Source organism: Variovorax ginsengisoli, assembly GCF_030811835.1.
Lineage (GTDB): Bacteria > Pseudomonadota > Gammaproteobacteria > Burkholderiales > Burkholderiaceae_C > Variovorax > Variovorax ginsengisoli_C.
In genome coordinates this window covers 139,097-159,888 of record NZ_JAUSRO010000006.1, presented here as the reverse complement: position 1 = coordinate 159,888, position 20,792 = coordinate 139,097, and the positions used below count along the sequence as shown (strand labels likewise).

At 65.3% G+C, this 20,792-nt stretch carries 18 protein-coding genes and 2 tRNA genes; 4 read left to right on the top strand and 16 right to left on the bottom strand.

Annotation, left to right across the window (positions count from 1 at the left end):
* Positions 1 to 14: 14 nt before the first annotated feature.
* From rlmD to surE, 4 genes are read right to left on the bottom strand one after another with little or no spacing between them, the layout of a single operon-like run.
* On the bottom strand, positions 15 to 1,451 hold the full coding sequence (gene rlmD / locus J2W36_RS10925) for a 23S rRNA (uracil(1939)-C(5))-methyltransferase RlmD (RefSeq protein WP_307689754.1): 1,437 nt from the start codon (positions 1,449 to 1,451) through the stop codon (positions 15 to 17).
* A gap of 58 nt (positions 1,452 to 1,509) precedes the next feature.
* Positions 1,510 to 2,376, bottom strand: coding sequence for a peptidoglycan DD-metalloendopeptidase family protein (locus J2W36_RS10920; protein ID WP_307689753.1), 867 nt, complete (start codon positions 2,374 to 2,376; stop codon positions 1,510 to 1,512).
* An 11-nt stretch (positions 2,377 to 2,387) separates the two neighbouring features.
* Positions 2,388 to 3,164, bottom strand: coding sequence for a protein-L-isoaspartate(D-aspartate) O-methyltransferase (locus J2W36_RS10915; protein WP_307689752.1), 777 nt, complete (start codon positions 3,162 to 3,164; stop codon positions 2,388 to 2,390).
* Positions 3,165 to 3,923, bottom strand: a complete 759-nt coding sequence (gene surE / locus J2W36_RS10910) for a 5'/3'-nucleotidase SurE (RefSeq protein ID WP_307689751.1) — start codon at positions 3,921 to 3,923, stop codon at positions 3,165 to 3,167. It lies immediately after the preceding gene.
* Between the two features lie 145 nt (positions 3,924 to 4,068).
* Here surE and J2W36_RS10905 point away from each other — a divergent pair, with 145 nt between their 5' ends.
* Positions 4,069 to 5,055, top strand: a complete 987-nt coding sequence (locus J2W36_RS10905) for an NADPH:quinone oxidoreductase family protein (RefSeq protein WP_307689947.1) — start codon at positions 4,069 to 4,071, stop codon at positions 5,053 to 5,055.
* 61 nt (positions 5,056 to 5,116) lie between these two features.
* Here the strand turns inward: J2W36_RS10905 and J2W36_RS10900 are convergent, their stop codons facing one another.
* From J2W36_RS10900 to J2W36_RS10870, 7 genes are all read right to left on the bottom strand, one after another.
* Positions 5,117 to 5,464, bottom strand: a complete 348-nt coding sequence (locus J2W36_RS10900) for an H-NS histone family protein (protein WP_307689750.1) — start codon at positions 5,462 to 5,464, stop codon at positions 5,117 to 5,119.
* A gap of 478 nt (positions 5,465 to 5,942) precedes the next feature.
* Positions 5,943 to 6,018: transfer RNA gene (locus J2W36_RS10895), tRNA-His, on the bottom strand.
* A 28-nt stretch (positions 6,019 to 6,046) separates the two neighbouring features.
* A complete protein-coding gene (locus J2W36_RS10890; protein WP_307689749.1) occupies positions 6,047 to 7,960 on the bottom strand; it encodes a SurA N-terminal domain-containing protein in 1,914 nt (637 codons plus the stop codon).
* A 248-nt stretch (positions 7,961 to 8,208) separates the two neighbouring features.
* Positions 8,209 to 8,284, bottom strand: a tRNA-Val gene (locus J2W36_RS10885).
* Between the two features lie 14 nt (positions 8,285 to 8,298).
* The gene (locus J2W36_RS10880; protein WP_307689748.1) at positions 8,299 to 8,571 is read right to left on the bottom strand and encodes an HU family DNA-binding protein; all 273 of its coding nucleotides are present in this window, start codon (positions 8,569 to 8,571) and stop codon (positions 8,299 to 8,301) included.
* A 219-nt stretch (positions 8,572 to 8,790) separates the two neighbouring features.
* Entirely contained in the window at positions 8,791 to 9,876 is a 1,086-nt protein-coding gene (locus J2W36_RS10875; RefSeq protein ID WP_307689747.1) for a tartrate dehydrogenase, read from the bottom strand.
* 14 nt (positions 9,877 to 9,890) lie between these two features.
* Positions 9,891 to 10,766, bottom strand: coding sequence for an alpha/beta fold hydrolase (locus tag J2W36_RS10870; protein ID WP_307689946.1), 876 nt, complete (start codon positions 10,764 to 10,766; stop codon positions 9,891 to 9,893).
* A gap of 77 nt (positions 10,767 to 10,843) precedes the next feature.
* On the opposite strand from J2W36_RS10870, the gene J2W36_RS10865 reads away from it, so the two are divergent.
* Positions 10,844 to 11,827: a LysR family transcriptional regulator gene (locus tag J2W36_RS10865; RefSeq protein WP_307689746.1), complete on the top strand. Its 984-nt coding sequence runs from the start codon at positions 10,844 to 10,846 to the stop codon at positions 11,825 to 11,827.
* Here the strand turns inward: J2W36_RS10865 and J2W36_RS10860 are convergent.
* Genes J2W36_RS10860 through uvrC form a run of 3 tightly spaced genes read right to left on the bottom strand, consistent with a single transcriptional unit; the run spans position 11,778 to position 15,248 of the window.
* A complete protein-coding gene (locus J2W36_RS10860; protein WP_307689745.1) occupies positions 11,778 to 12,680 on the bottom strand; it encodes a DMT family transporter in 903 nt (300 codons plus the stop codon). The genes J2W36_RS10865 and J2W36_RS10860 overlap by 50 nt on opposite strands.
* A complete protein-coding gene (gene pgsA, locus J2W36_RS10855; RefSeq protein WP_307689744.1) occupies positions 12,677 to 13,243 on the bottom strand; it encodes a CDP-diacylglycerol--glycerol-3-phosphate 3-phosphatidyltransferase in 567 nt (188 codons plus the stop codon). The genes J2W36_RS10860 and pgsA overlap by 4 nt, the downstream gene beginning before the upstream one ends.
* Before the next feature lie 46 nt (positions 13,244 to 13,289).
* A complete protein-coding gene (gene uvrC / locus J2W36_RS10850) occupies positions 13,290 to 15,248 on the bottom strand; it encodes an excinuclease ABC subunit UvrC (RefSeq protein WP_307689743.1) in 1,959 nt (652 codons plus the stop codon).
* A 133-nt stretch (positions 15,249 to 15,381) separates the two neighbouring features.
* On the opposite strand from uvrC, the gene J2W36_RS10845 reads away from it, so the two are divergent.
* Together J2W36_RS10845 and earP are read left to right on the top strand one after the other, a co-directional pair.
* Positions 15,382 to 17,367 (top strand): gamma-glutamyltransferase family protein, encoded by a 1,986-nt coding sequence (locus J2W36_RS10845; protein ID WP_307689742.1) that lies wholly within the window; start codon positions 15,382 to 15,384, stop codon positions 17,365 to 17,367.
* 111 nt (positions 17,368 to 17,478) lie between these two features.
* Entirely contained in the window at positions 17,479 to 18,591 is a 1,113-nt protein-coding gene (gene earP / locus J2W36_RS10840; protein WP_307689741.1) for an elongation factor P maturation arginine rhamnosyltransferase EarP, read from the top strand.
* An 8-nt stretch (positions 18,592 to 18,599) separates the two neighbouring features.
* Here earP and J2W36_RS10835 read toward each other — a convergent pair whose 3' ends face one another.
* Both J2W36_RS10835 and J2W36_RS10830 read right to left on the bottom strand, forming a co-directional pair.
* Positions 18,600 to 19,373, bottom strand: a complete 774-nt coding sequence (locus tag J2W36_RS10835; protein ID WP_307689740.1) for an HpcH/HpaI aldolase family protein — start codon at positions 19,371 to 19,373, stop codon at positions 18,600 to 18,602.
* Entirely contained in the window at positions 19,370 to 20,791 is a 1,422-nt protein-coding gene (locus tag J2W36_RS10830; RefSeq protein WP_307689739.1) for an FAD-binding oxidoreductase, read from the bottom strand. The genes J2W36_RS10835 and J2W36_RS10830 overlap by 4 nt, the downstream gene beginning before the upstream one ends.
* Position 20,792 lies beyond the last annotated feature (1 nt).

Genomic DNA, 20,792 nt, shown 5'->3' with positions numbered 1-20,792 from the left:
CTTCCCTGCCATATCTATTCCCGGTCGAAGACGGCGATCGACTCCACGTGAGCCGTGTGCGGGAACATGTTCACCACGCCGGCAAAGGTGCAGCGGTAGCCAGCCTGATGGACCAGGAGTCCGGCGTCACGCGCGAGCGTCGACGGATTGCAACTGACGTACACGATGCGGCGGGGCGGCGTCCAGTTGTCCGCGTGGGGTTCGGTCTCTTGGTGCAGATCGGCGAGTGCCTTGGCGAGCGCAAAAGCACCTTCCCGCGGCGGGTCGACCAGCCACTTGTCAGCCGCGCCGTCGGCCACCAGCATGGCGGGTGTCATCTCGAACAGGTTGCGCGCCACAAAGCGCGTGGGTGCAAGCGCGCCACGCACGGCACCGGCGGGCCGGTTGCGCTGGTAGTTGTCGGTAGCACGTGCCACCAAGGTGTCGCTGCCTTCGATGCCCAGCACCTCGCGTGCGCGTGTGGCCAGCGGCAGCGTGAAATTTCCGAGGCCGCAGAACCAGTCGATGACGCGCTCATCCGGCTGCACGTCGAGCAGCCGCAGCGCCCGCCCGACCAACGCGCGGTTGATGTGCGGGTTCACTTGCGTGAAATCGGTAGGCTTGAACGGCATCGTGACGCCGAACGCGGGCAGTTCATAGGACAGCGGCATGACGTCGCCGTCGAGCAGCTTGACCGTCTCCGGCCCTTTGGACTGCAGCCACCATTGCACGCCTTCGTGGGCGGCAGCGAATGCGCGCAGCCGGCCGATGTCGGCATCCGAGAGCGGCGCCAGATGCCGCAGTACCAGCGCACGGGCACCCAGGCGTGTGGTTCCGGGTGCGTCACCGCAAGCCAACTCGATCTGCGGGCAGGTGTCGCGCGCATCCATGGACCCGATCAGCGCCCGCAACGGGACGAGCATGTCGCTGATCTGCCGCGGCAGCACGGGGCAGACCGTCATGTCGGCGAGATAGCGGCTCTTGCGCTCGTGAAAGCCGATGAGCACCGTGCCCTTCTTGACCACATGGCGCACCGACAGGCGGGCGCGGTAGCGGTAGTGCCAAGCCGGGCCTTCGAGAGGACGCAGCACGTTCTGCGCGCGCACCTTGCCCAGATGCCAGAGGTTGTCTTCGAGCGCACGCTGCTTGACAGCCACCTGCGCGGCTGCGTCCAGATGCTGCATCTTGCAACCGCCACACGCGCCCGTATGAAGGCCGAAATGCGGGCACCCGGGACGCACGCGCTGCGAAGACTCGCGGCGGATCGCGGTGACCGTGCCCTGCTCCCAATTGTTCTTGCGGCGGTGGACGTTCAGCCGAACTTCTTCGAAGGGCAGTGCACCTTCAATGAAAACCACCATGCCATCGGACTTGTGGGCCACGCCTTGCGCGTCCAGGTCGAGCGACTCGACATGGAGCCATTCATCGGGGGCAGGGGCATCCCCTTTTTTTATGTCTGTCGTATCCGTCATGCACGGATTGTCTCAGGGTGCGGGGGCGTCGCCGCCCTGCCGCACCTGGGAAACCGAATTACTTGGCTGGCAGGTAACGCGCCGGATCGACCGGCTTGCCCTGGCGACGGATTTCGAAGTGCAGCTTCACCCGGTCGGCATCGCTGTTGCCCATCTCGGCGATCTTCTGGCCCTTCTGCACCGACTGGTCTTCCTTCACCAACAGCGTCTGGTTGTGGGCATACGCCGTGAGATAGGTGTTGTTGTGCTTGAGGATGATCAGGTTGCCATAGCCACGCAGGCCCGCGCCAGAATACACAACCCGGCCATCCGCAGCGGCCAGCACAGGGTCGCCGGCCTTGCCGCCGATGTCCAGGCCCTTGTTCTTGGCTTCGTCGAAGCCGGCGATCAGCGGCCCGTGCACGGGCCAGATCCAGCCCACATCCTCGTCGCCGCCCGTGGCGGCGGGCGTTGCGGATCGGCTCGAGGGTGCGGCGGACGCCGAGGCGCTGGCGCCGCTCGAAGGCGCCAACACGGCCGGCGGAACAACGGGCCGCGTGACCACACCAGAGGCATCTGCATTGGCGCCCGGCGGCACCACACGCAGCACCTGACCCACCTCGATCCGGTCGGGGTTCTCCAGGTTGTTCCAGCGAACGATGTTCTGCCAGCTCTGACCCGTCTCGGTGCCGATGCGGCGCAGCGTGTCACCCGGACGCACCGCGTAGTAGCCGGGCTTTCCGTAGTTCTCGATGCCCGGCAGTGGCTTGCCTGATGCGTCGGTCGTGATCGGTGGCACGCCTAGCCCGGCGGCCGCCGGCGCGCGCGAAGTGGTGCCGCGATCTTCCACCGGGGCGGGTCCGCCGGTCGCGGTACAGCCCGCGATCACGAATGCCATCACCGATGTGACGCCGGCGAGCCAGCTTCGTTTGCCAATACCCTGCATGTGTTGTCCCTTCAAGCAATTCCCGATTTTAGAGGCACAAAATGAACGGCCTCCAGCACGCTGCGCTGGAGCCCGGCTTGTGTTTTGTCGATCACGACGAGCGCTTGCCCGCCAGCGGCCGACTGCGTAGGCGCAACGATGCGGCCGCCCACCGCCAACTGGTCGATCCAGGTTTGAGGCACCGACTCCCCCCCTGCTGCAGCGATGATGGCGGCGTACGGCGCCCCTTTGGCATAGCCGATCATGCCGTCGCCCAACAACAGGTGCACGGTGGCCAGCCGGAATGGGCGCAGGTTGACCCGCGCGCGCTCGTGCAACCCGCGCAGCCGCTCGATGCTGTACACCTCGCGGGCCACATGGCTGAGTACCGTGGCTTGATAGCCGCAGCCGGTGCCGATTTCCAGCACCCGCCCCAACCTCTCTTCCGGCTGATTGGCGAGTGCCGGCGCGCCCAGCAGCAATTCGATCATGCGGGCCACGACGTTGGGTTTGGAGATGGTCTGCCCCAGGCCAATGGGCAGGCTGGTGTCCTCATAAGCCTGGTTGACCAGAGCGCTGTCAACGAAAAGGTGCCGTTCGACCGTCCCCATCGCGCGAAGCACACGGGCATCGGCCACGCCTTGCGCGGCAAGCCGCTGCACCATGCGCGCGCGCACTGCAGCCGACGCCATCGACGGCGTGGCCGACACGCTCATCGGCCGCACCGGCATGGCAGGACCGACGCCCCGCGTGGCAGCCGCGGCCGTAGGCGTCAGCTTGACCGGAAAGCCGGGGCGTTGGGTCGCCACTCAGCCCACCAGGCGCTGCACCGTCTCGCGCCACTGGCCGAGATTGGCATGGTCGGTCAGGTCGATCTGCAGCGGTGTCAAGGCAATGTGACCTTCGGACGTAGCGTGGAAGTCGGTGCCCTCGCCACTGTCCTTGGCGCCGCCAGCGCCGGCGATCCAGTACATCGTGTCGCCACGCGGGTTGTCCTGAACGATGACTTTTTCGGCCGCGTGCCGACGCCCGAGGCGGCAGACCTTGATCGGCTTGAGCGCGTCCAGCGGCCTGTTGGGCACATTCACGTTGAGGAGCCAGGCGGGGCCCTCGGTCATGCGTTCTCGCTCGATCTGCTGGACCAGCCTGCGCGCGACCTGCGCAGCGGCATCGACATGCGCCCAGCCCTTTTCGATCTGCGAGAAGGCGATGGCGGGGATGCCGAACAGATAGGCCTCCATGGCGGCACCCACCGTACCCGAATAGATGGTGTCGTCGCCCATGTTGGCACCATTGTTGATGCCTGAAACCACCAGGTCGGGCCGATAGCCCAGCACACCCTTGAGGGCGATGTGCACGCAGTCTGCCGGCGTGCCGGTCACGTAGCGAAAACCGTTGTGCGCCTGGTGGATGTACAGCGGTGCCGACAGCGTGAGGGCATTGGACTTGGCGCTGTTGTTGTGCTCGGGAGCAATGACCTCGACCTCGGCAATGTCCTTGAGCGCATCATGAAGCGCCACGATACCGGGAGCCTGGAAGCCGTCGTCGTTGGAAATGAGTATCTTCATGGCGTCTGGGAATGCACAAAATTGTAGGCCGCGAAACGCGGTCACGACAGGGACAACAGCGCCCTGCGCAGCCACCTATCATGCCCTGTTTGACCGCTCAGAAAACCCCGTTCGTTCACCACTCATTCACATAAAGGAGACATGCATGCATGCCTGGCTTTGCGAAACACCCACTGGCGTCGATGCACTCACCTGGAAGGAACTGCCCACGCCGACACCCGGGCCTGGACAGGTTCTCATCGAGATCAAAGCCGCGAGCCTGAACTTTCCAGACTTGCTCATCGTTCAGAACAAGTACCAGATGAAGCCTCCCCTGCCCTTCGTGCCGGGCTCCGAATACGCCGGCGTGGTGAGTGCGGTGGGCGAAGGCGTGACGCACCTGAAGGTGGGCCAGAACGTTGCCTGCCTGTCGGGAACGGGTGGTTTCGGTACGCACACCCTGGCGCCCGCTGCCCTGTGCATGCCTTTGCCCGACGGCTTCGGTCATGTCGATGCCGCAGCCTTCATCATGATTTACGCCACCTCATGGCACGCATTGATGGACCGCGCACAACTCAAGCCCGGTGAAACGGTGCTGGTGCTAGGCGCCGCGGGTGGCGTCGGCACGGCGGCCATCCAGATTGCCAAAGCTGCGGGCGCGCGCGTCATCGCTGCCGCATCCACCGATGAAAAATGCGCCCTGTGCGAATCGATCGGCGCCGACGCGAGCATCAACTACACCACCCATGCGCTGCCGGGCGGCTTTCGTGACGCCGTCAAGGCGGCGACCGATGGCAAAGGGCCTGACGTGATCTATGACCCAGTGGGCGGAGATTTTGCAGAGCCCGCCTTCCGGTCCATTGGATGGCGTGGCCGCTATCTGATCGTCGGGTTCGCCGCCGGTCCGATTCCATCGCTCCCGCTCAACCTGATGCTGCTCAAGGGCGCCTCACTGGTAGGCGTTTTCTGGGGTGATTTTGCCAAACGCGAGCCCAAGGCCAACGCGCAAATGATGGCCGAATTGGCCAGTTGGTATGGGCAAGGAAAAATCAAACCCGTGATCGACCGCACGATGCCGATGGCCGAATTGAAAGAGGCTTATGCGCACATGGGTTCGCGCGGCGTCAAAGGCAAACTGGTGATGACAAACTGACGGGAACCCGACGTCCAATAAAAAAACCCGCCAAATGGCGGGTTTTTTTATTTACGCAACGTTACTTGATTTCGTAATCAGACAGCGACTTGCCAGCAGCGAGGGCCTCGGTCACCCAACGGGGCTTGCGTCCACGGCCGCCCGACCAGGTTTCGCCATTGGGGCTGCGGTACTTGGCTTCCGCCTTGGCGGCCGGTGCACCCGCACCGCGTTTGGTGGCAGGCGATCGCGCACCACCCAACTTGAGATCTGCGGCGCTCAGGCCGTATTCGGCAATCTTCTTGCGCAGTTCTTCAATGACTCCCGCGCGTTCGTGATTGCGCAGCTCTTCAGCCTGCTTGCGCAATTGAGCAATCTGCTCTTCACTCTTCTTGATCTGGGAATTGATATCAGCAAGCGTCGACGACATGTGTAAGGTCCTCAATTAGATGGCGGAATTCTAATTGAGTTTACTATTACTGCAAGCATCTTGAGTAAAAAGTTCGCGTCTCTTGCAAGTCGAGTCATGAAGACGGTACTGCGTCGCGACCCAATCGGCGTTGCAAGCCTGTGTTCGAATAGCGTGCAGATACCCAAAAAAACCAATACTGGCGCGGGCTTGCGTTGCCTAACGCGACGTGTCTTCGGCGCCGTGTCAATCCCTAATTCTGGTGACAAGCCCCCACGGCTGGATGCGCGAGTGGCCCGTTCGGCACACAGAGGCAAGGATGAAAATAACCCTACAAAAAGAAAGGAAAAGCGCCTGGACGCTCGTCAAACCAGCAAGCGATCCAGCCCTCATGCACACAGACCCCAGCAAACGCAAAAAGCCCAGGCGCTGAGCGACTGGGCTTTGTGACTTGTACCGAAAGCACATATGAATTGTGCCCGGCACTACCGGTATAACTTGGGGTGGCTGATGGGACTCGAACCCACGACGACCAGAATCACAATCTGGGACTCTACCAACTGAGCTACAGCCACCGCAGAGACTTGAATTATAGCCTGAAAATCAGCGTGTTGCGCCCAGAATCGGATCCGCAGGCTTCGGTACGGCGATGTGGGCCTTGAAGCGCTCCTTGAGCAGGTTGTAGTAAGCCGCGTTTTCCGCACTGCTCATGGCTTGCGTGAACTGCTCGAGTTCCTGCTGAGCGGCCGGTCCTGCGGGTGCCGCGCGTGGGCTGAGCTTATTGACTCGCACCACGGCGTAACCTTGCGAACCCAGATCGACACCCACCAGGACCGGGAGCTTGGTGGAATCCGCACGCAGCGCAGCCTCGATCAGTGGCTGGGGCAGCGACTGGGTTTCGAGCCGCGATACGGCGACCGAAGACGCCAATGCAGCCCCTGTGGCATTGGCCTGCCACGCCGCAAGCTTGGCCTGCCCTTCGGTCTTGGCCAATGCCGCCGCCTTTTCGGACATCAGTTGTGCACGCACCCGATCCTTGACCTCGGCCAGTGGCAGCGTACGGGCTGGGGAATATTGGGTCACACGACCCGACGCCAACTGATTCGGGCCAATCTCCATGGCTTCGGTGTTTTGTTTGCGCTCCAATGCCTCGGGCGCGTACAGGGCCGCAAGGAAATTGCGGCTCGCCAAGGCACCGGTGGCGCCCGGCGCAGGCACACGCGGCACGTTGTTCGCCGTCTGGATCGGCAACTTCAACTTGTCCGCCGCGCCTTGCAACGTATCGGGTTGCTGATAGACCGCATCGGTGAACACTTCGGCGGCCTTGGCGAATTCCTGCGTCGCCTGCTGGCTGCGCACTTCGTTCTCGATGGCGCTGCGCACTTGCGCGAAAGGCTGCATCACGGTGGGCTTGATGTCCGTGAGTTCGATGATGTGATAGCCGAATTCGGTTTCGACGACGCCACTGATTTCGCCCTTTTTCAGCGCAAACAGCGCATCTTCAAAAGGCTTGGTCATCGCGCCGCGCGTCACGAAATCGAGGTCGCCACCTTTTTCGGCAGAACCGGGATCCTGTGAATTCTTCCGCGCGACGTCAGCAAACGACGCCGGATCCTTTTTCACCTGCGCCAGCAACTGCTCGGCCTTTGCACGGGCTTTTTCGCGGTCGGCGGCGCTGGCACCGGTGGGTGCATTGATGAGAATGTGGCTGGCACGACGCTCTTCCTTGCTTCCAAAGCGCGCGCCGTTCTGCTGATAATAGCTTTGCAGGTCCGCTTCGCTCACCACGATATTCTTCTTGGCAGCCTCCAGGTCCAGCACCAGATACTGGATATTCACCTGCTCGGGTGCCTGAAATTGCGAGGCGTGCTCTTTGTAATAGGCCTCGACATCGGTATCGCTCACGCTGACTTTCGAGGAGAAGTCAGCAGGGCCAAACCGCGCCACCTGGATTTCACGGCGGTCGAAAAAGGCATTGAGTGCGAGATCGGCCTGCGCCCGCGTTGCGAATGCCGTGCCCGAGATGCCCAGCAGCACCTGCTGGGTCGACAGATCGGCACGCACCGACGCTTCGTACTGTTCCGGCGTACGGCCAGTGACCATCACGAAGCGTTCGCGGTCGAACTTACCGTCGGCCGTGCGGAACGAAGCCAGTCCGCTGTCCTCCGCAAACAGCCGTGCCAGGCGCTCTTCCGACACGGTGATGTTGGCCTTGGCGGCGGCGGCGGCCAGCACGCGGTCGCGCACCATGCGTTCGAGCGTGCTGTAGCGCGCCGCGTCGGAGTCCAGCAGCGCAGGATCGATGTTCGGTGCCTGCTCGCGGATGCGGCCCACCTCGTTGCGATGCTGCAAGTCCCACTCGGGGCGGGTGATGTCATGGCCGTCGACGGTAGCGACCTTTTCGCCCTTGGTATCGCCCTGATAGCGATCGACGCCGAACAGCACGAACGACGGAATGATCAGCAAGAACAAGAGCACCATGACGATCTTGTTGTACTTGCGGAAGAACTCAAACATGCTTGAACACTCTCTTGGAAGGATGCCGGGGCAAGAAACGAAAAAAGGCGAACGGGAGTTCGCCTTGTCACGTCAGCGGCCAACCCGGTCCGCCTGACGGCGATACGGGCTGCGCTGGATTTTACCCACGTCCCCGGCATGCGCCGCGCCATTGCACCTGGACTGGGGACGGCTGTTGCAGCGGACCGACCGGCCAAAGAAAAAGAGCCCTGGATCGCTCCGGGCCCTTGATTTCATTGCCTTTTGGGTGGTGGGTGCTGACGGTCTCGAACCGCCGACCTGCGCCGTGTAAAGGCGACGCTCTACCAACTGAGCTAAGCACCCCCGGGAAGCTTCCTTCAGTTCAGCGCGTCTTTGAGCGCCTTGCCTGGACGAAACTTCGGAATCTTGGCAGCCTTGATTTTAATCGCTTCTCCGGTCCTTGGATTGCGGCCGGTGCGCGCAGCGCGTTTTCCGACGGCAAACGTGCCGAATCCGACCAGCGACACAGAGCCGCCTTTCTTGAGCGTCGTCCGAATGGCACCGATCGTGGACTCCAGCGCGCGGGTGGCTGCGGCCTTGGAGATGTCGGCGTTGTTAGCGATGTGCTCAATCAGTTCGGTCTTGTTCACAAGGGCCCCTTGTAGGATAAATGTTGATCAGGTGTCGTCAGTACGTTACCGGCACCTTGGCACGCGCCAGGGGTTGCGAAAAGTGGGAGCGGCCGGCCGACGCATCGGCAGCGGACCGCCGAGGACGATTAAAACCACAGGGCTACGGGGTGTCAATAAGACACCTGGCCGCTTGGCCCCGCGAGAGGCGCGATTTTAGGGGCTTTTGTGAACCAGGCTTCAAAGCGCCTCGGCGATCGCTCGCCCGAGGTCGGCGGTGTGCGCCGTTCCCCCGATGTCCGGTGTGCGCGGCGCGCCGCTGCCGGGCGCGAGCACGCGCTCGATGGCACCCAGGATCGCGTCATGCGCATCCTTGTGCCCCAGGAATTCAAGCATCATCGCACCGCACCAGATCTGGCCGATCGGGTTGGCGATGCCCTTGCCCGCGATGTCGGGCGCCGAGCCATGCACGGGTTCGAACAGCGAAGGCGTGGTGCGCTCAGGATTCAGGTTGGCACTCGGCGCAATGCCGATGGTGCCGGTGCAGGCCGGCCCGAGGTCCGACAGGATGTCGCCGAACAGGTTGCTCGCCACCACCACGTCGAAGAAGTCGGGCCGCTGCACGAAGTGCGCCGTGAGGATGTCGATGTGGAACTTGTCGAGCGTGATGCCGGGGTAGTTCTTGGCCATCGCGGCGACGCGCTCGTCCCAGTACGGCATGGTGATCGAGATGCCGTTCGACTTCGTCGCGCTGGTCAGGTGCTTCTTAGGACGCGACTGTGCCAGCTCGAAGGCGAACTTCAGCACGCGGTCCACGCCAATGCGCGACATCACCGTTTCCTGCACCACGATCTCGCGCGGCGTGCCCTCGTACATGCGGCCGCCGATGCTGGAATACTCGCCCTCGGTGTTCTCGCGCACGATGTACATGTCGATCTCGCCCGGCGCGCGCGCCGTGCCGTCGCGGCGCACCACCGGCGCAACGATGCCGGGCATGAGGCGCGCCGGACGCAGGTTGATGTACTGGTCGAACTCACGGCGGAACAGCAGCAGCGAGCCCCACAGCGAGATGTGGTCTGGAATCTTCTCGGGCCAGCCGACCGCGCCGAAATAGATGGCGTCGTGGCCACCGATCTGGTCCTTCCAGTCGTCGGGCAGCATCTTCCCGTGCTTCTCGCAGTAGTCCCAGCTCGAGAAGTCGAAGTGGTCGAACTGCAGGTCGATGCCGAACTTGCGCGATGCCGCGTCGAGCACACGCAGACCCTCGGGCATGGTTTCCTTGCCGATGCCGTCGCCAGCGATGACTGCGATTCTTTTCTTGCTCATGGAGGTCCTCGGTTTCAGGAATGGAAGAAGGCCAGCGCCTCGCGCAACAGTGCATCGGGCGCCTCTTCGGGTACATAGTGGCCGCAAGGCAACGCCTGCCCGGCCACATCGTCGGCACGCTCGCGCCACAGCGCAAGCACATCGAAGCACTTGCCCACGGCGCCATGCTCGCCCCACAACACCCGCAGCGGCATCGCGAGGCGGCGACCCGCCGCCACGTCCTCGCGGTCGTGGTCGAGATCGATGGTGGCCGACGCGCGATAGTCCTCGCAGATGCTTGCCGACGCCCCCGGCAGCGCAGCACAACGCTCGTACTCGGCAAGCGCCTCTGGCGCGAAAGCCGCGAGACCGGCATGCCGCCCGCCCATCACGCTGCGCACGTAGCGCGCCGGATCGGCATCGAGCAGCGCCTCGGGCAGTGGTGGCGGCTGAATCAGGAAGAACCAGTGCCAGTAAGCGCGCGCAAAGGCTTCGGACGTGTTGGCGTACATGCCGAGCGTGGGCGCGATGTCCAGCACCATGAGCCGTTCGACCGCACTCGGATGGTCTGCCGCCAGCCGATGCGCCACGCGCGCGCCGCGGTCGTGCGCCAGCACCTGGAAGCGATCGAAACCGTGGTGCCGCATCACGGCCAGCGCGTCGAGCGCCATTTCACGCTTGCTGTAGTTGCGATGCGCCGGGTCGGGCGCGGGCCGGCCCGAATCGCCGTAGCCGCGCAGGTCCATCAGCACCACGGTGAAGTGGGCAGCCAGGGCCGGCGCCACGCGATGCCAGATTGCATGCGTTTGCGGATGCCCATGCAGCAGGAGCAATGGACGACCGGTTCCGCCCACGCGGCCGTGCAGCGCGACGCCATCGCGCACGATGTCGAAAGAGGTGAAGTGGTTCAGCACCCGCGAATTGTGCGTTGCACCTTCGCCTGAATCAAGAAACAATCGGTGAATTCATTATTTCCATGAAAGCCGGAATGGATCGAGCGGACCTGACCTTGGTGCTGGCCATCCGCGAGCGCGGCAGCCTGTCCGCTGCGGCCGAAGCCATGAACGTTGCGCCGTCGGTCGTCACCAAGCGCCTGGCCGCGCTGGAAACGCGCATCGGCCAGCGGTTGTTCGCGCGCACCACGCGCCGGCTCAGCCTGACGGCCGAGGGTGAAGCGGTTTGCCGGCATGCACAACGGCTGCTCGAAGGCTTTGCCGCGCTGGAGTCCGAACTCAGCGAGCGACAGAGTACGGTCGCGGGCAGCATCCGGCTGGCCGGCACACTGGGCTTTGGGCGACGCTGGGTCGGTCCGGCCCTGGCCGATTTCCAGCAACGGCATCCCGCCGTACAGGTGCAGATCCAGCTGACCGAACACCTGCCCGACCTCAGCGCCGAAGGCTACGACGGCGCCATCTGGCTGTGGCCGGTGCAGGGCGCGCGTGCCACGCAATGGACCTCTCGCCGGCTCGCGCGCAACCAGCGCGTGCTGGTCGCCGCACCGACCTATCTCGCCCAACGGGGCACGCCGGCCACACCGGCCGATCTGGAGAGCCATGACTGCCTGGTCGTCCAGGAAAACGGAGACGCCGACCGGCAGCGATATGAACACTGGGCGTTGCAGCAGGCCAAGGAACCCCGCCTCGTACGGGTCCGCGTGCGAGGACCGCTGTCGAGCAATTCAGGCGAATTGGTGCGCGACTGGTGCCTGGCCGGCCGCGGCATCATGTTGCGCAGCCTCTGGGACATTGCGCCCCAACTCGCCAGTGGCGCGCTGGTGCGCCTGCTGCCTGCCTATGCGATGCCGGACGCCGACATCCATTGGATCGCGCCCTGGCAGCCGCGCACGCCACGCCGCACCCGACTGCTGGTCGACTTCCTGCTGGAACGCTTTCGCGGCGAGCCGTGGAAACCGGCCGCGCCGATCAACCGCGCGAAACTGCCGCCGGACGGCCGTCGCGCACCACCAGGCTGACGCCGATCGCAGTCAGCGCCGTGCCTGCCAGAGTGAGCACCGTGACCGGTTCGTCGAAGAACAACCACGCCATCAGGGCCGTGCAAGGCGGCACGAGGTACAGCAGGCTGGTGACGGCGGTGGCCGTGCCGCGCTGGATCAGGAGGTAGAACAACGAACTGCCGCCGAGCGTGAGCACCAGCACCGACCAGGCCATGGCACCGGCCGAATAGACATTCCAGTCGATCGCCTGAGTTTCCAGAAGCGCAAAGGGCAGCGTCACGAGCAATGCCGCACCCTGTTGCACCATGTTCGCGCTGCGCACATCGCAGGCCGCGACAAACCGCTTTTGGTACAGTGTACCGATGGTGATGGACAGCAGCGCGGCCACAGCCAGCCCCATGGTCAACGCGTTGACCTCGCCACCCTGGGCGAGCTTGCGCATCACCACCATCACCAACCCTGCGAATCCCAAAGCCAGACCGGCCCATTGCCTGCGCGAGACAGTGCCGCCTTGCGACGCCAGCCAGACGGCGGTGAGCACCGGTTGCACACCCACCAGCAGCGCGATCAGCCCTGCCCCCATGCCGGCATGCACTGCGGCCCATACGCCGGCAAGGTAGCCCGCGTTCATCAACGCGCCGGTCACGGCCAGATGTCCCCACTGCGCACGGCTGCGCGGCAGCGGCACGCGTGCCACCCAGGTCCAGAGCGCGAAACACAGGAAGCTCAGCACGAAGCGCACGAGCAGAAACTTCAGCGGCGGGGCATACGGCATGCCATAGCGCGCCACGATGAACCCGGTGCTCCAGATGAGCACGAACACCGCCGGCATCGCCCGCAACGAACCCGCGGCACGCGCGGCCACGTTCATTTGGCGCGCGCCCGGATTTCGGGAATCGCCTTTTGGAGGTAGTACACCATCGACCAGACCGTGAGCACGGCCGACAACCAGATCAGCCACTGCCCCCACAGCCCCGTGGCGATGCGATCGAACAGCACTCCGTCATAGAGCAGGAAAGGAATGGCGACCATCTGCACCACCGTCTTGACCTTGCCGATCATGTGCACGGCCACGCTCTTGCCGGCGCCGATCTGCGCCATCCACTCCCGCAGCGCCGAAATGGCGATCTCGCGCCCGATGATGATGAGCGCGACGAACACGTCGGCGCGGTTCAGGTGCACCAGCACCAGCAGCGAGGCGCAAACCAGGAACTTGTCGGCCACCGGGTCAAGGAAGGCGCCGAAGGCGGAGGTCTGGTTGAGCCGGCGCGCCAGGAAGCCGTCGAGCCAGTCGGTTGCCGCGAACACCACGAACATGACGGTGGCGAGCAGGTTGCGCATCGGCTCGGCGATGGGCAGGTAGAAGACGCCCACGATCAGCGGGATCGCGACGATCCGCGTCCAGGTCATGATGGTTGGCAAGGTCCAGAACATGGCGGCGATTGTGGCACTGTTTGCCTGGCCTTCTCCCGGCCAGGACTCAGTGCAGCGCGCGGTAGATTTCTTCGGCCAGATCGACTGCGATGCCATCGACCGAAGCGATGTCAGCCACGCTGGCCGATGCCACGCCACGGATGCCGCCAAAGCGCTGCAGCAGGCGCGCGCGGCGTTTCGGGCCGATCCCCGGAATGTCCTCCAGCTGGCTGCCGCCCACGCGCACCTTGGCGCGCTTGGCACGCATGCCGGTGATGGCGAATCGGTGCGCCTCGTCCCGGATCTGCGCCACCAGCATCAGCGCGGCCGAGTCGCGCCCCAGATAGACCTTCTCGCGGCCGTCGGCAAATACCAGCTCCTCCAGTCCGACCTTGCGGCCCTCCCCCTTCTCCACGCCCACGATCAGCGACAACGGCAGGCCCAGTTCACTGAACACTTCGCGCGCCATCGACACCTGGCCCTTGCCACCGTCGACCAGCACCAGGTCGGGCATGCGCGCCGCCTTGGTGCCGGCAGGCGCATCCTGCACGGTCTCGCTGCCGCCGACGGGCGGCGCGTCGCTCTGCGCGGCGATGACCTCGGCGAGCTTGCCGTAGCGCCGGGTCAACACCTGCCGCATCGCCGCATAGTCGTCGCCCGGCGTGATGCCGTCGATGTTGTAGCGGCGGTACTCGCGGTTCTGCATCGCGTGGTTCTCAAACACCACGCACGAGGCCTGCGTCGCCTCCCCGGCCGTGTGCGAGATGTCGAAACATTCCACGCGAAACCGGTCCAGCTCGTCGGGCGCGAGGTCGAGCGCCTCGACCAGCGCGCGGGTGCGCGCCTGCTGCGAACCCTCCTCGGCCAGCAGCCGCGCGAGCTGCAGGTCGGCATTGGTCTGCGCCATCTCGAGCCAGTGGCGACGTTGCTCCCGCGGCTGGAACACCGCGGTCACGCGCTGGCCCGACTGCTGCGAGACCGCCTCGATGAGCATGCGGCTGACCTGCTCGCCAAGCACCAGCGTGGCCGGCACCGGCACGTCGATGTAGTGCTGGGCGATGAAGGCTTCCAGCACCTGGACCTCGACCGCGTCGGCCGCGGCTGCGGCGTCGCCATCGTCGGCATCGAGTTCGCCGTGGTGGATCTGCGCCGCGTCTTCCACATGCACGGGGAAATAAGGCCGGTCGCCCAGGTGGCGCCCTCCCCGCACCATGGCCAGGTTGACGCAGGCCCGGCCACCCTGCACGCGCACGGCAAGGATGTCGACATCCTTGTCGGAAGCGATCTCGATGGACTGCTGGTGCAGCACGCGCGACAGCGCCGACATCTGGTTGCGCAGGTCGGCGGCCTGCTCGAATTCGAGTTTTTCGGCGTGCGCCATCATGCGCGATTCGAGCTGGCCGAGCACGACCTGGGTATCGCCGGTCAGCAGTGCCTCGGCGTTCCTCACATCCTGCGCGTAGGCCTCAGGCGTGATGAAGTCGACGCACGGGCCGCTGCATCGCTTGATCTGGTACAGCAGACACGGCCGCGTGCGGTTGGCGTACACCGTGTCCTCGCAGGTGCGCAGGCGAAACACCTTTTGCAGCAACTGGATGGACTCCTTGACCGCCCAGGCGCTCGGGTACGGGCCGAAATAGCGGTGCTTGCGGTCGGTCGCGCCGCGGTAGTAGGCCAGGCGCGGAAAGGTGTGCGCGGCAATCTTCAGGTACGGATAGCTCTTGTCGTCGCGAAACAGGATGTTGTAGCGCGGCTTGAGCGTCTTGATGAGGTTGTTCTCGAGCAGCAGCGCTTCCGCCTCGGACCGCACCACCGTCGTTTCCATGCGCACGATCTTGCTGATCATGTGGCCGATGCGGGTGCCACCGTGACTCTTCTGGAAATAGTTCGCGACGCGCTTCTTCAGGTTGCGCGCCTTGCCGACGTAAAGCACGGCACCGGCGGCATCGAAATAACGGTAGACACCCGGCAAGGCGGGCAGCGCGGCGACTTCGGCAAGCAGCGAATCGGGATGCATCTGGGACATGGCACTATTGTCGCGTGGGCGCCAGTCCGCAGACGGGCCAGGGGTGTTGCTGGCACGGCTCGTGCTCACACTCACGGGTCGGGGCGCAAGAGCGCCCCGATGCTTTTTTTCACGCAGAGAACGTCCGAGTCCAATGAATAACAACACCTTGCGCACCCTTGCGCCCATCGCACTGTCGCTCACGCTCTGGAGCTGCGGCGGCGACTCCAGCCCCGCACCAGCACCCGTTGCCACCGCACCTTCGACGCCCGTTGCTGTCGACAACAGCTGCCTGACGACCGACGCCAATGGCACGCCGACCGTCGTCGGCTCCGGACTGTCGGGTGACCCGGCCGCCCCCGAGCCGGCCTCCGGCTACGTGGTGGGGCACAAGCTGGTCTACGCCAAGTCCTACATGGTGGTGGCGAACCACCCGCTGGCCAGCAAGGCCGGCTGCGACGTGCTCAAGGCCGGCGGCAGCGCCGCCGACGCACTGGTCGCCGTACAGGCCGTGCTCGGCCTGGTCGAGCCGCAGTCGAGCAGCCTGGCGGGTGGCGCCTTCCTGCTGTACTACGATGCGAAGACCAAGAAGGTGCAGGCCTATGACGGTCGCGAAACCGCGCCTGCGGCAGCCACCGCCAACTACCTGCGGTACATCGACGACAGCACCAACCTCACGACGCCGGTGCCCAGCGCGCGCGCGAGCGGCCGCTCGATCGGCACGCCCGGCGTCATGCGCATGCTCGAACTTGCACAGGGCGACCATGGCAAGCTGGCCTGGAAGGACCTGTTCGGCGAAGGCACGGATCTGGCCGCCAACGGCTTCAAGATCGGTGGGCGCATGGCCGCCGCCATCGTCTCGTCGGCATCGAATCTCAAGCGCGACGCCGAGGCCGCCGCCTACTTCCTCGACGCCAACGGCAACCCGAAGCCACTGGGCACCACGCTGACCAACCCGGCGTACGCAGACGTCCTGCGGGCACTCGCCAGCCAGGGTGCCAATGCGCTGTACACCGGCCCGATCGCCGCCGATATCGTTGCCAAGATCCAGGTCACCGTGGGTGCCGACGGCTCCGCCATCACACCCGGCAAAACCACGCTCACCGACCTGAAGAATTACCAGGCCAAGCGCCGCGAACCCGTGTGCGTGACCTACCGTGCGTATTACGTGTGCAGCATGTCGCCGCCCTCCTCCGGCGGCATCGGCGTGCTGTCGACGCTGGGCATCCTGGAGAACTTCAACCTGGGTCTCTACCCGCCAAGCAACATCGATCTCGAAGGCGGCAAGCCCGACGTGATGGGCGTGCACCTGGTCACCGAGGCCGAGCGCCTGGCTTATGCCGACCGCGACAAGTACGTGGCAGACACAGACTTCGTGCCGCTGCCCGGTGGCAGCGCCAACACGCTGCTCAACAAGACCTACATGCGCTCGCGCGCCAACCTGATCGATTTCAGCAGGAGCATGGGCACCGCCGTCGCGGGCAACCTGGGCACGATTCCGCTGGGCATCGACAAGACGCCCGAGAACGGCACCACCCACATCTCGATCGTCGACAAGGACGGCAACGTCGCGACCATGACGACCACGGTGGAATCGACGCTGGGCTCCTACCACATGGCGCGCGGCATCATGCTGAACAACCAGCTCACCGACTTCGCCGCATCGCCGACCGACAGCAACGGAGACCTGGTGGCCAACCGCGTGGCACCGGGCAAGCGACCGCGCAGCACGATGGCACCGACCATGGTGTTCAACGGCAGCGGCCCCGGCGACTTCCTGATGGCCACCGGCTCGCCCGGCGGCGGCACCATCATCCAGTACGTGGCCAAGACGGTGGTCGGAGCCCTCGACTGGGGCCTGGACGCGCAGCAGGCCACCTCGATGGTCGACTTCGGCGCCAGCAACAGCGCGACGACGTCCGTGGGCGGCGAGCACCCGAACATCGATGCCACCAACAACGGCAACAACGACCCGCTGGTGCTGGGCTTGCGTGCACTGGGGCACACCGTGTCGGTGAGCGCGCAGTCCAGCGGCATCGGCACCATCATCCGCAAGAACGTCGGCGGCGCCAGCGTGCTGACCGGTGGCGCCGACCCGCGCCGCGAAGGCATCGTGCTGGGCGACACCTACACGCCCTGAAGCCGCACCCTGGCGTAGCAGGCTTCGGCCGGCATGCGCCGCATTGCGCTAGGCTCCCACGGTTCATCGAGGCCGCGGGGGCCTTTTTTTCTTCTGGAGCGACGTCGACACATGCGCTGGGACCTTTTCTGCAAAGTCATCGACAACCATGGTGACCTGGGTGTGTGCTGGCGCCTGGCTGCCCAACTCGCCGCGCGTGGGGAGACGGTGCGTCTGTGGGTCGACGATGGCGCGGCCCTGCAGTGGATGGCGCCTGCGGGCAGCGAGAACGTCGAAGTGATCGACTGGGCGCAGCCTGCGGCAGTGGCTGCCGCACTGCATGCGCCAGCACCCGACGTGCTGGTGGAGGCATTCGGCTGCGACCCCGACACCGGCCTGATCGCCCAGTTCGCCCGGGAGGCCCGGACAGGCGATGCGCCGCGCGTCTGGCTCAATCTCGAATACCTCTCGGCCGAACCCTACGTGGAGCGGCTGCACACGCTGCCGTCACCCGTCTTCAAGGGGCCGGGCGAGGGGCTCACGAAGTACTTCTTCTATCCCGGCTTCACGACCGCGACCGGTGGCCTGCTGCGCGAGCCCGACCTCAGGCAGCAACAGGCCGACTTCGACCGCGCTGCGTGGCTGGCTGTGCAAGGCGTCGACCGGCATCCTGACGAACTGCTGGTGTTGCTGTTCTGCTACGAACCGATGGCGCTTGCCGGCCTGCTCGCGCAATGGACGGATGGCGCATCGCGCGTACGGCTGCTGGTGACGGCAGGTCGCGCCTCGGCGGCGGTGCATGCGGCACTCGGCACCACAGCCGGCACGCCTTGCACCGAGCGCGGCATGCTCAGCGTGCAACATCTGCCATTGCTGGCGCAGCGCGACTTCGATCGCCTGCTGTGGAGTTGTGACCTGAACTTCGTGCGTGGCGAAGATTCCCTGGTGCGCGCGCTGTGGGCAGGCCGCCCCTTCGTCTGGCAGATCTACGCGCAGGACGACGACGCCCATCATGTGAAGCTGAACGCATGGCTGGACGCCATCGACGCGCCGGCCTCGCTGCGCCGTTTTCATCACGCATGGAACGGCATCGACAACATGTCGGTCGAGCCGCCCGGACCCGACGTGCTGGCGAGCTGGTCCGCCGCCGTGCAAGCTGCGCAAGGGGCACTGCACAACCAGGACGACCTCGTTACACAGCTGCTGCAGTTCGTGCAAGAGCGGCGGGTTTTGCACCGCAACTGAACGCCGGCTCAGCGGCCTCGGGTCGCAGCCTCACGAAGCGCCGCCGTCAGGATGCCTGCGGTATTGCTGGCAAGGAAACGCGCGCCCCATGCGCCATAGCGTGCCTCCTCCTCAGGCGACAGCGCCAGGATACCGGGGCAGGCGCCTGCTGCGCTGATCGCCCTGAGCGCCGACTCGATGGCCACCTGCGCGGGCGGTTCGTGCCAGCGGTTGTCCAGGCCCATGCTGTGCGCCAGATCGTTCGGGCCGATGAACACCGCGTCGACACCGGGGACCGCCGCGATGTCGAAGGCGTTCGCAATGCCGCGTTCGGTCTCGATCATCACGATGAGCGCCACCCCGTCGTTGCTGCGCTGCGTGTGCGCCACGCCACCGAAAGCGCCATAGCCGGCGGCGCGCGTCGAGAAGGCGGCGCCGCGCTGTCCGGGCTGGCCGCGCGTCGGGTACTTGATGCGTTGCACCAGCGCCTGGGCATGCGCGGCGGTCTCGACCATCGGAATCTGCACGGCGCTCGCGCCCAGGTCCAGTGTGCGCGCCATGTCGTGCTCAAGGCATCGGACGATGGCCGGAATGCCGCTGGCCCGCGCGGCGCGCAGCATGTTTTCGGTGGTCTCCAGACCCGCGCTGCCGTGTTCGTTGTCGAGCAGGATGAAGTCGAAGCCCGCGAAGGCGCACATCTCGACGATGGCCGGCGACGGGATGCCGTTGAACACACCGCGCAGCCGGCGCCCGCTGCGCAACATCTCCGGCAGCCGGGTGTCGATCGGGTGCTGCGCGCTCACAGCAGCTTGCCCGGGTTCATCAAATGGTTCGGGTCCATGGCCTGCTTGATGCGCAACATCAGCTCCATCTCGACCGGCGACTTGTAGATGCGCAACTCGTCGCGCCGCAGCTGCCCCACGCCGTGCTCGGCGCTGATGCTGCCGCCATAGTCGGTCACCAGCTGGTGCACCACGCCATTGAGCTCGTGCGTGCGCTGCTTCAGCGCGTCATAGTCGGCGTCAGGCGGCATCAGCACGTTGTAGTGCAGGTTGCCGTCGCCCAGGTGGCCGAAGTTGACGATGCGGGCATCGGGCATGCACGCCAGCACGTCCTGCTCGGCCTGCGCCGCGAAGGACGCCAGCGACGAGATGGGAAGCGCGATGTCGTGCTTGATCGCCTTGCCCGCGCGCACCTGCGCCTGCGAGATGCCTTCGCGCAGCTTCCACAACGCCATCGTCTGCGCCTGGCTGGACGACAGCATCACATCGTGGGTCAGACCGGTCTCCATCGATTCGCCGAGCGATTCCTCGAGCAGGTCGCGCAGCCCCGCCTCGTCGTCGGTGTCGCTCAGTTCGATCAGCGCATTGAAGGGCGCCGCCTGCGCGAGCGGGGCGCGCGTGTCGGCCACCTGGTCAAGCACCAGCTGCAGCGACGCGGCAGTCATCATCTCGAAGGCCGTGAGGCGTTCGCCGCAACGCGTGCGCATCAGGCTCAGCAGGTCGACCAGCTTATCGAGAGACTCGGCCCCGACCCAGGCCGTGGCGTGCGCCGTTGGCTGCGCGAACAGCTTGAGCACGACGCCGGTGATGACGCCCAGCGTGCCCTCGGAGCCGATGAAGAGCCCCTTGAGGTCGTAGCCAGTGTTGTCCTTGCGCAGGCCGCGCAGTCCATGCCAGATGCGGCCATCCGGCAGCACGACTTCGAGCCCGAGCACCAGGTCACGCGTGTTCCCGTAGCGCAGCACCGCGATGCCGCCGGCGTTGGTCGCGACGTTGCCACCCACCGTGCAGCTGCCCTGCGCGCCGAGGCTGAGCGGAAAGAAGCGGTCGACGCTGCGCGCCGCGTCATGCGCATGCGCGAGGATCACGCCGGCGTCCACGGTCAGCGTGTTGTTGATGGGGTCGATGGCGCGCACGCGGTTCATGCGCGTGGTGCTCAGCACCACCTGGGCGCCGCTGGCATCGGGCGTCGCACCGCCACTCATGCCGGTGTTGCCGCCCTGCGTGACGATCGGCGTGTGGGTTTCGCTGCACAGCTTGACCACGGCCGCAGTCTCGGCCGTGTTGGCCGGGCGCACCACCACGGGCGTGGCGCCCTTCCACTTGCCGAGCCAGTCGGTCAGGTACGGTGCCTGCGCCTGGGCATCGGTCAGCAGGCCGGCCGGGCCAACGAGGGCATGCAGCTTGTTGATCAGGCGCTGGATGGCGACTTCCGACATG

Excerpts from the sequence above, each read along its gene's own strand:
- surE (WP_307689751.1), bottom strand. The coding sequence starts at position 3,923 with ATGAAGATACTCATTTCCAACGACGACGGCTTCCAGGCTCCCGGTATC.
- J2W36_RS10920 (WP_307689753.1), bottom strand. The coding sequence starts at position 2,376 with ATGCAGGGTATTGGCAAACGAAGCTGGCTCGCCGGCGTCACATCGGTG.
- J2W36_RS10845 (WP_307689742.1), top strand. The coding sequence starts at position 15,382 with ATGAATAACAACACCTTGCGCACCCTTGCGCCCATCGCACTGTCGCTC.
- J2W36_RS10900 (WP_307689750.1), bottom strand. The coding sequence starts at position 5,464 with ATGTCGTCGACGCTTGCTGATATCAATTCCCAGATCAAGAAGAGTGAA.
- J2W36_RS10905 (WP_307689947.1), top strand. The coding sequence starts at position 4,069 with ATGCATGCCTGGCTTTGCGAAACACCCACTGGCGTCGATGCACTCACC.
- J2W36_RS10830 (WP_307689739.1), bottom strand. The coding sequence starts at position 20,791 with ATGTCGGAAGTCGCCATCCAGCGCCTGATCAACAAGCTGCATGCCCTC.
- earP (WP_307689741.1), top strand. The coding sequence starts at position 17,479 with ATGCGCTGGGACCTTTTCTGCAAAGTCATCGACAACCATGGTGACCTG.
- J2W36_RS10875 (WP_307689747.1), bottom strand. The coding sequence starts at position 9,876 with ATGAGCAAGAAAAGAATCGCAGTCATCGCTGGCGACGGCATCGGCAAG.
- uvrC (WP_307689743.1), bottom strand. The coding sequence starts at position 15,248 with ATGTCCCAGATGCATCCCGATTCGCTGCTTGCCGAAGTCGCCGCGCTG.
- pgsA (WP_307689744.1), bottom strand. The coding sequence starts at position 13,243 with ATGTTCTGGACCTTGCCAACCATCATGACCTGGACGCGGATCGTCGCG.
- J2W36_RS10865 (WP_307689746.1), top strand. The coding sequence starts at position 10,844 with ATGGATCGAGCGGACCTGACCTTGGTGCTGGCCATCCGCGAGCGCGGC.
- J2W36_RS10860 (WP_307689745.1), bottom strand. The coding sequence starts at position 12,680 with ATGAACGTGGCCGCGCGTGCCGCGGGTTCGTTGCGGGCGATGCCGGCG.
- J2W36_RS10890 (WP_307689749.1), bottom strand. The coding sequence starts at position 7,960 with ATGTTTGAGTTCTTCCGCAAGTACAACAAGATCGTCATGGTGCTCTTG.
- rlmD (WP_307689754.1), bottom strand. The coding sequence starts at position 1,451 with ATGACGGATACGACAGACATAAAAAAAGGGGATGCCCCTGCCCCCGAT.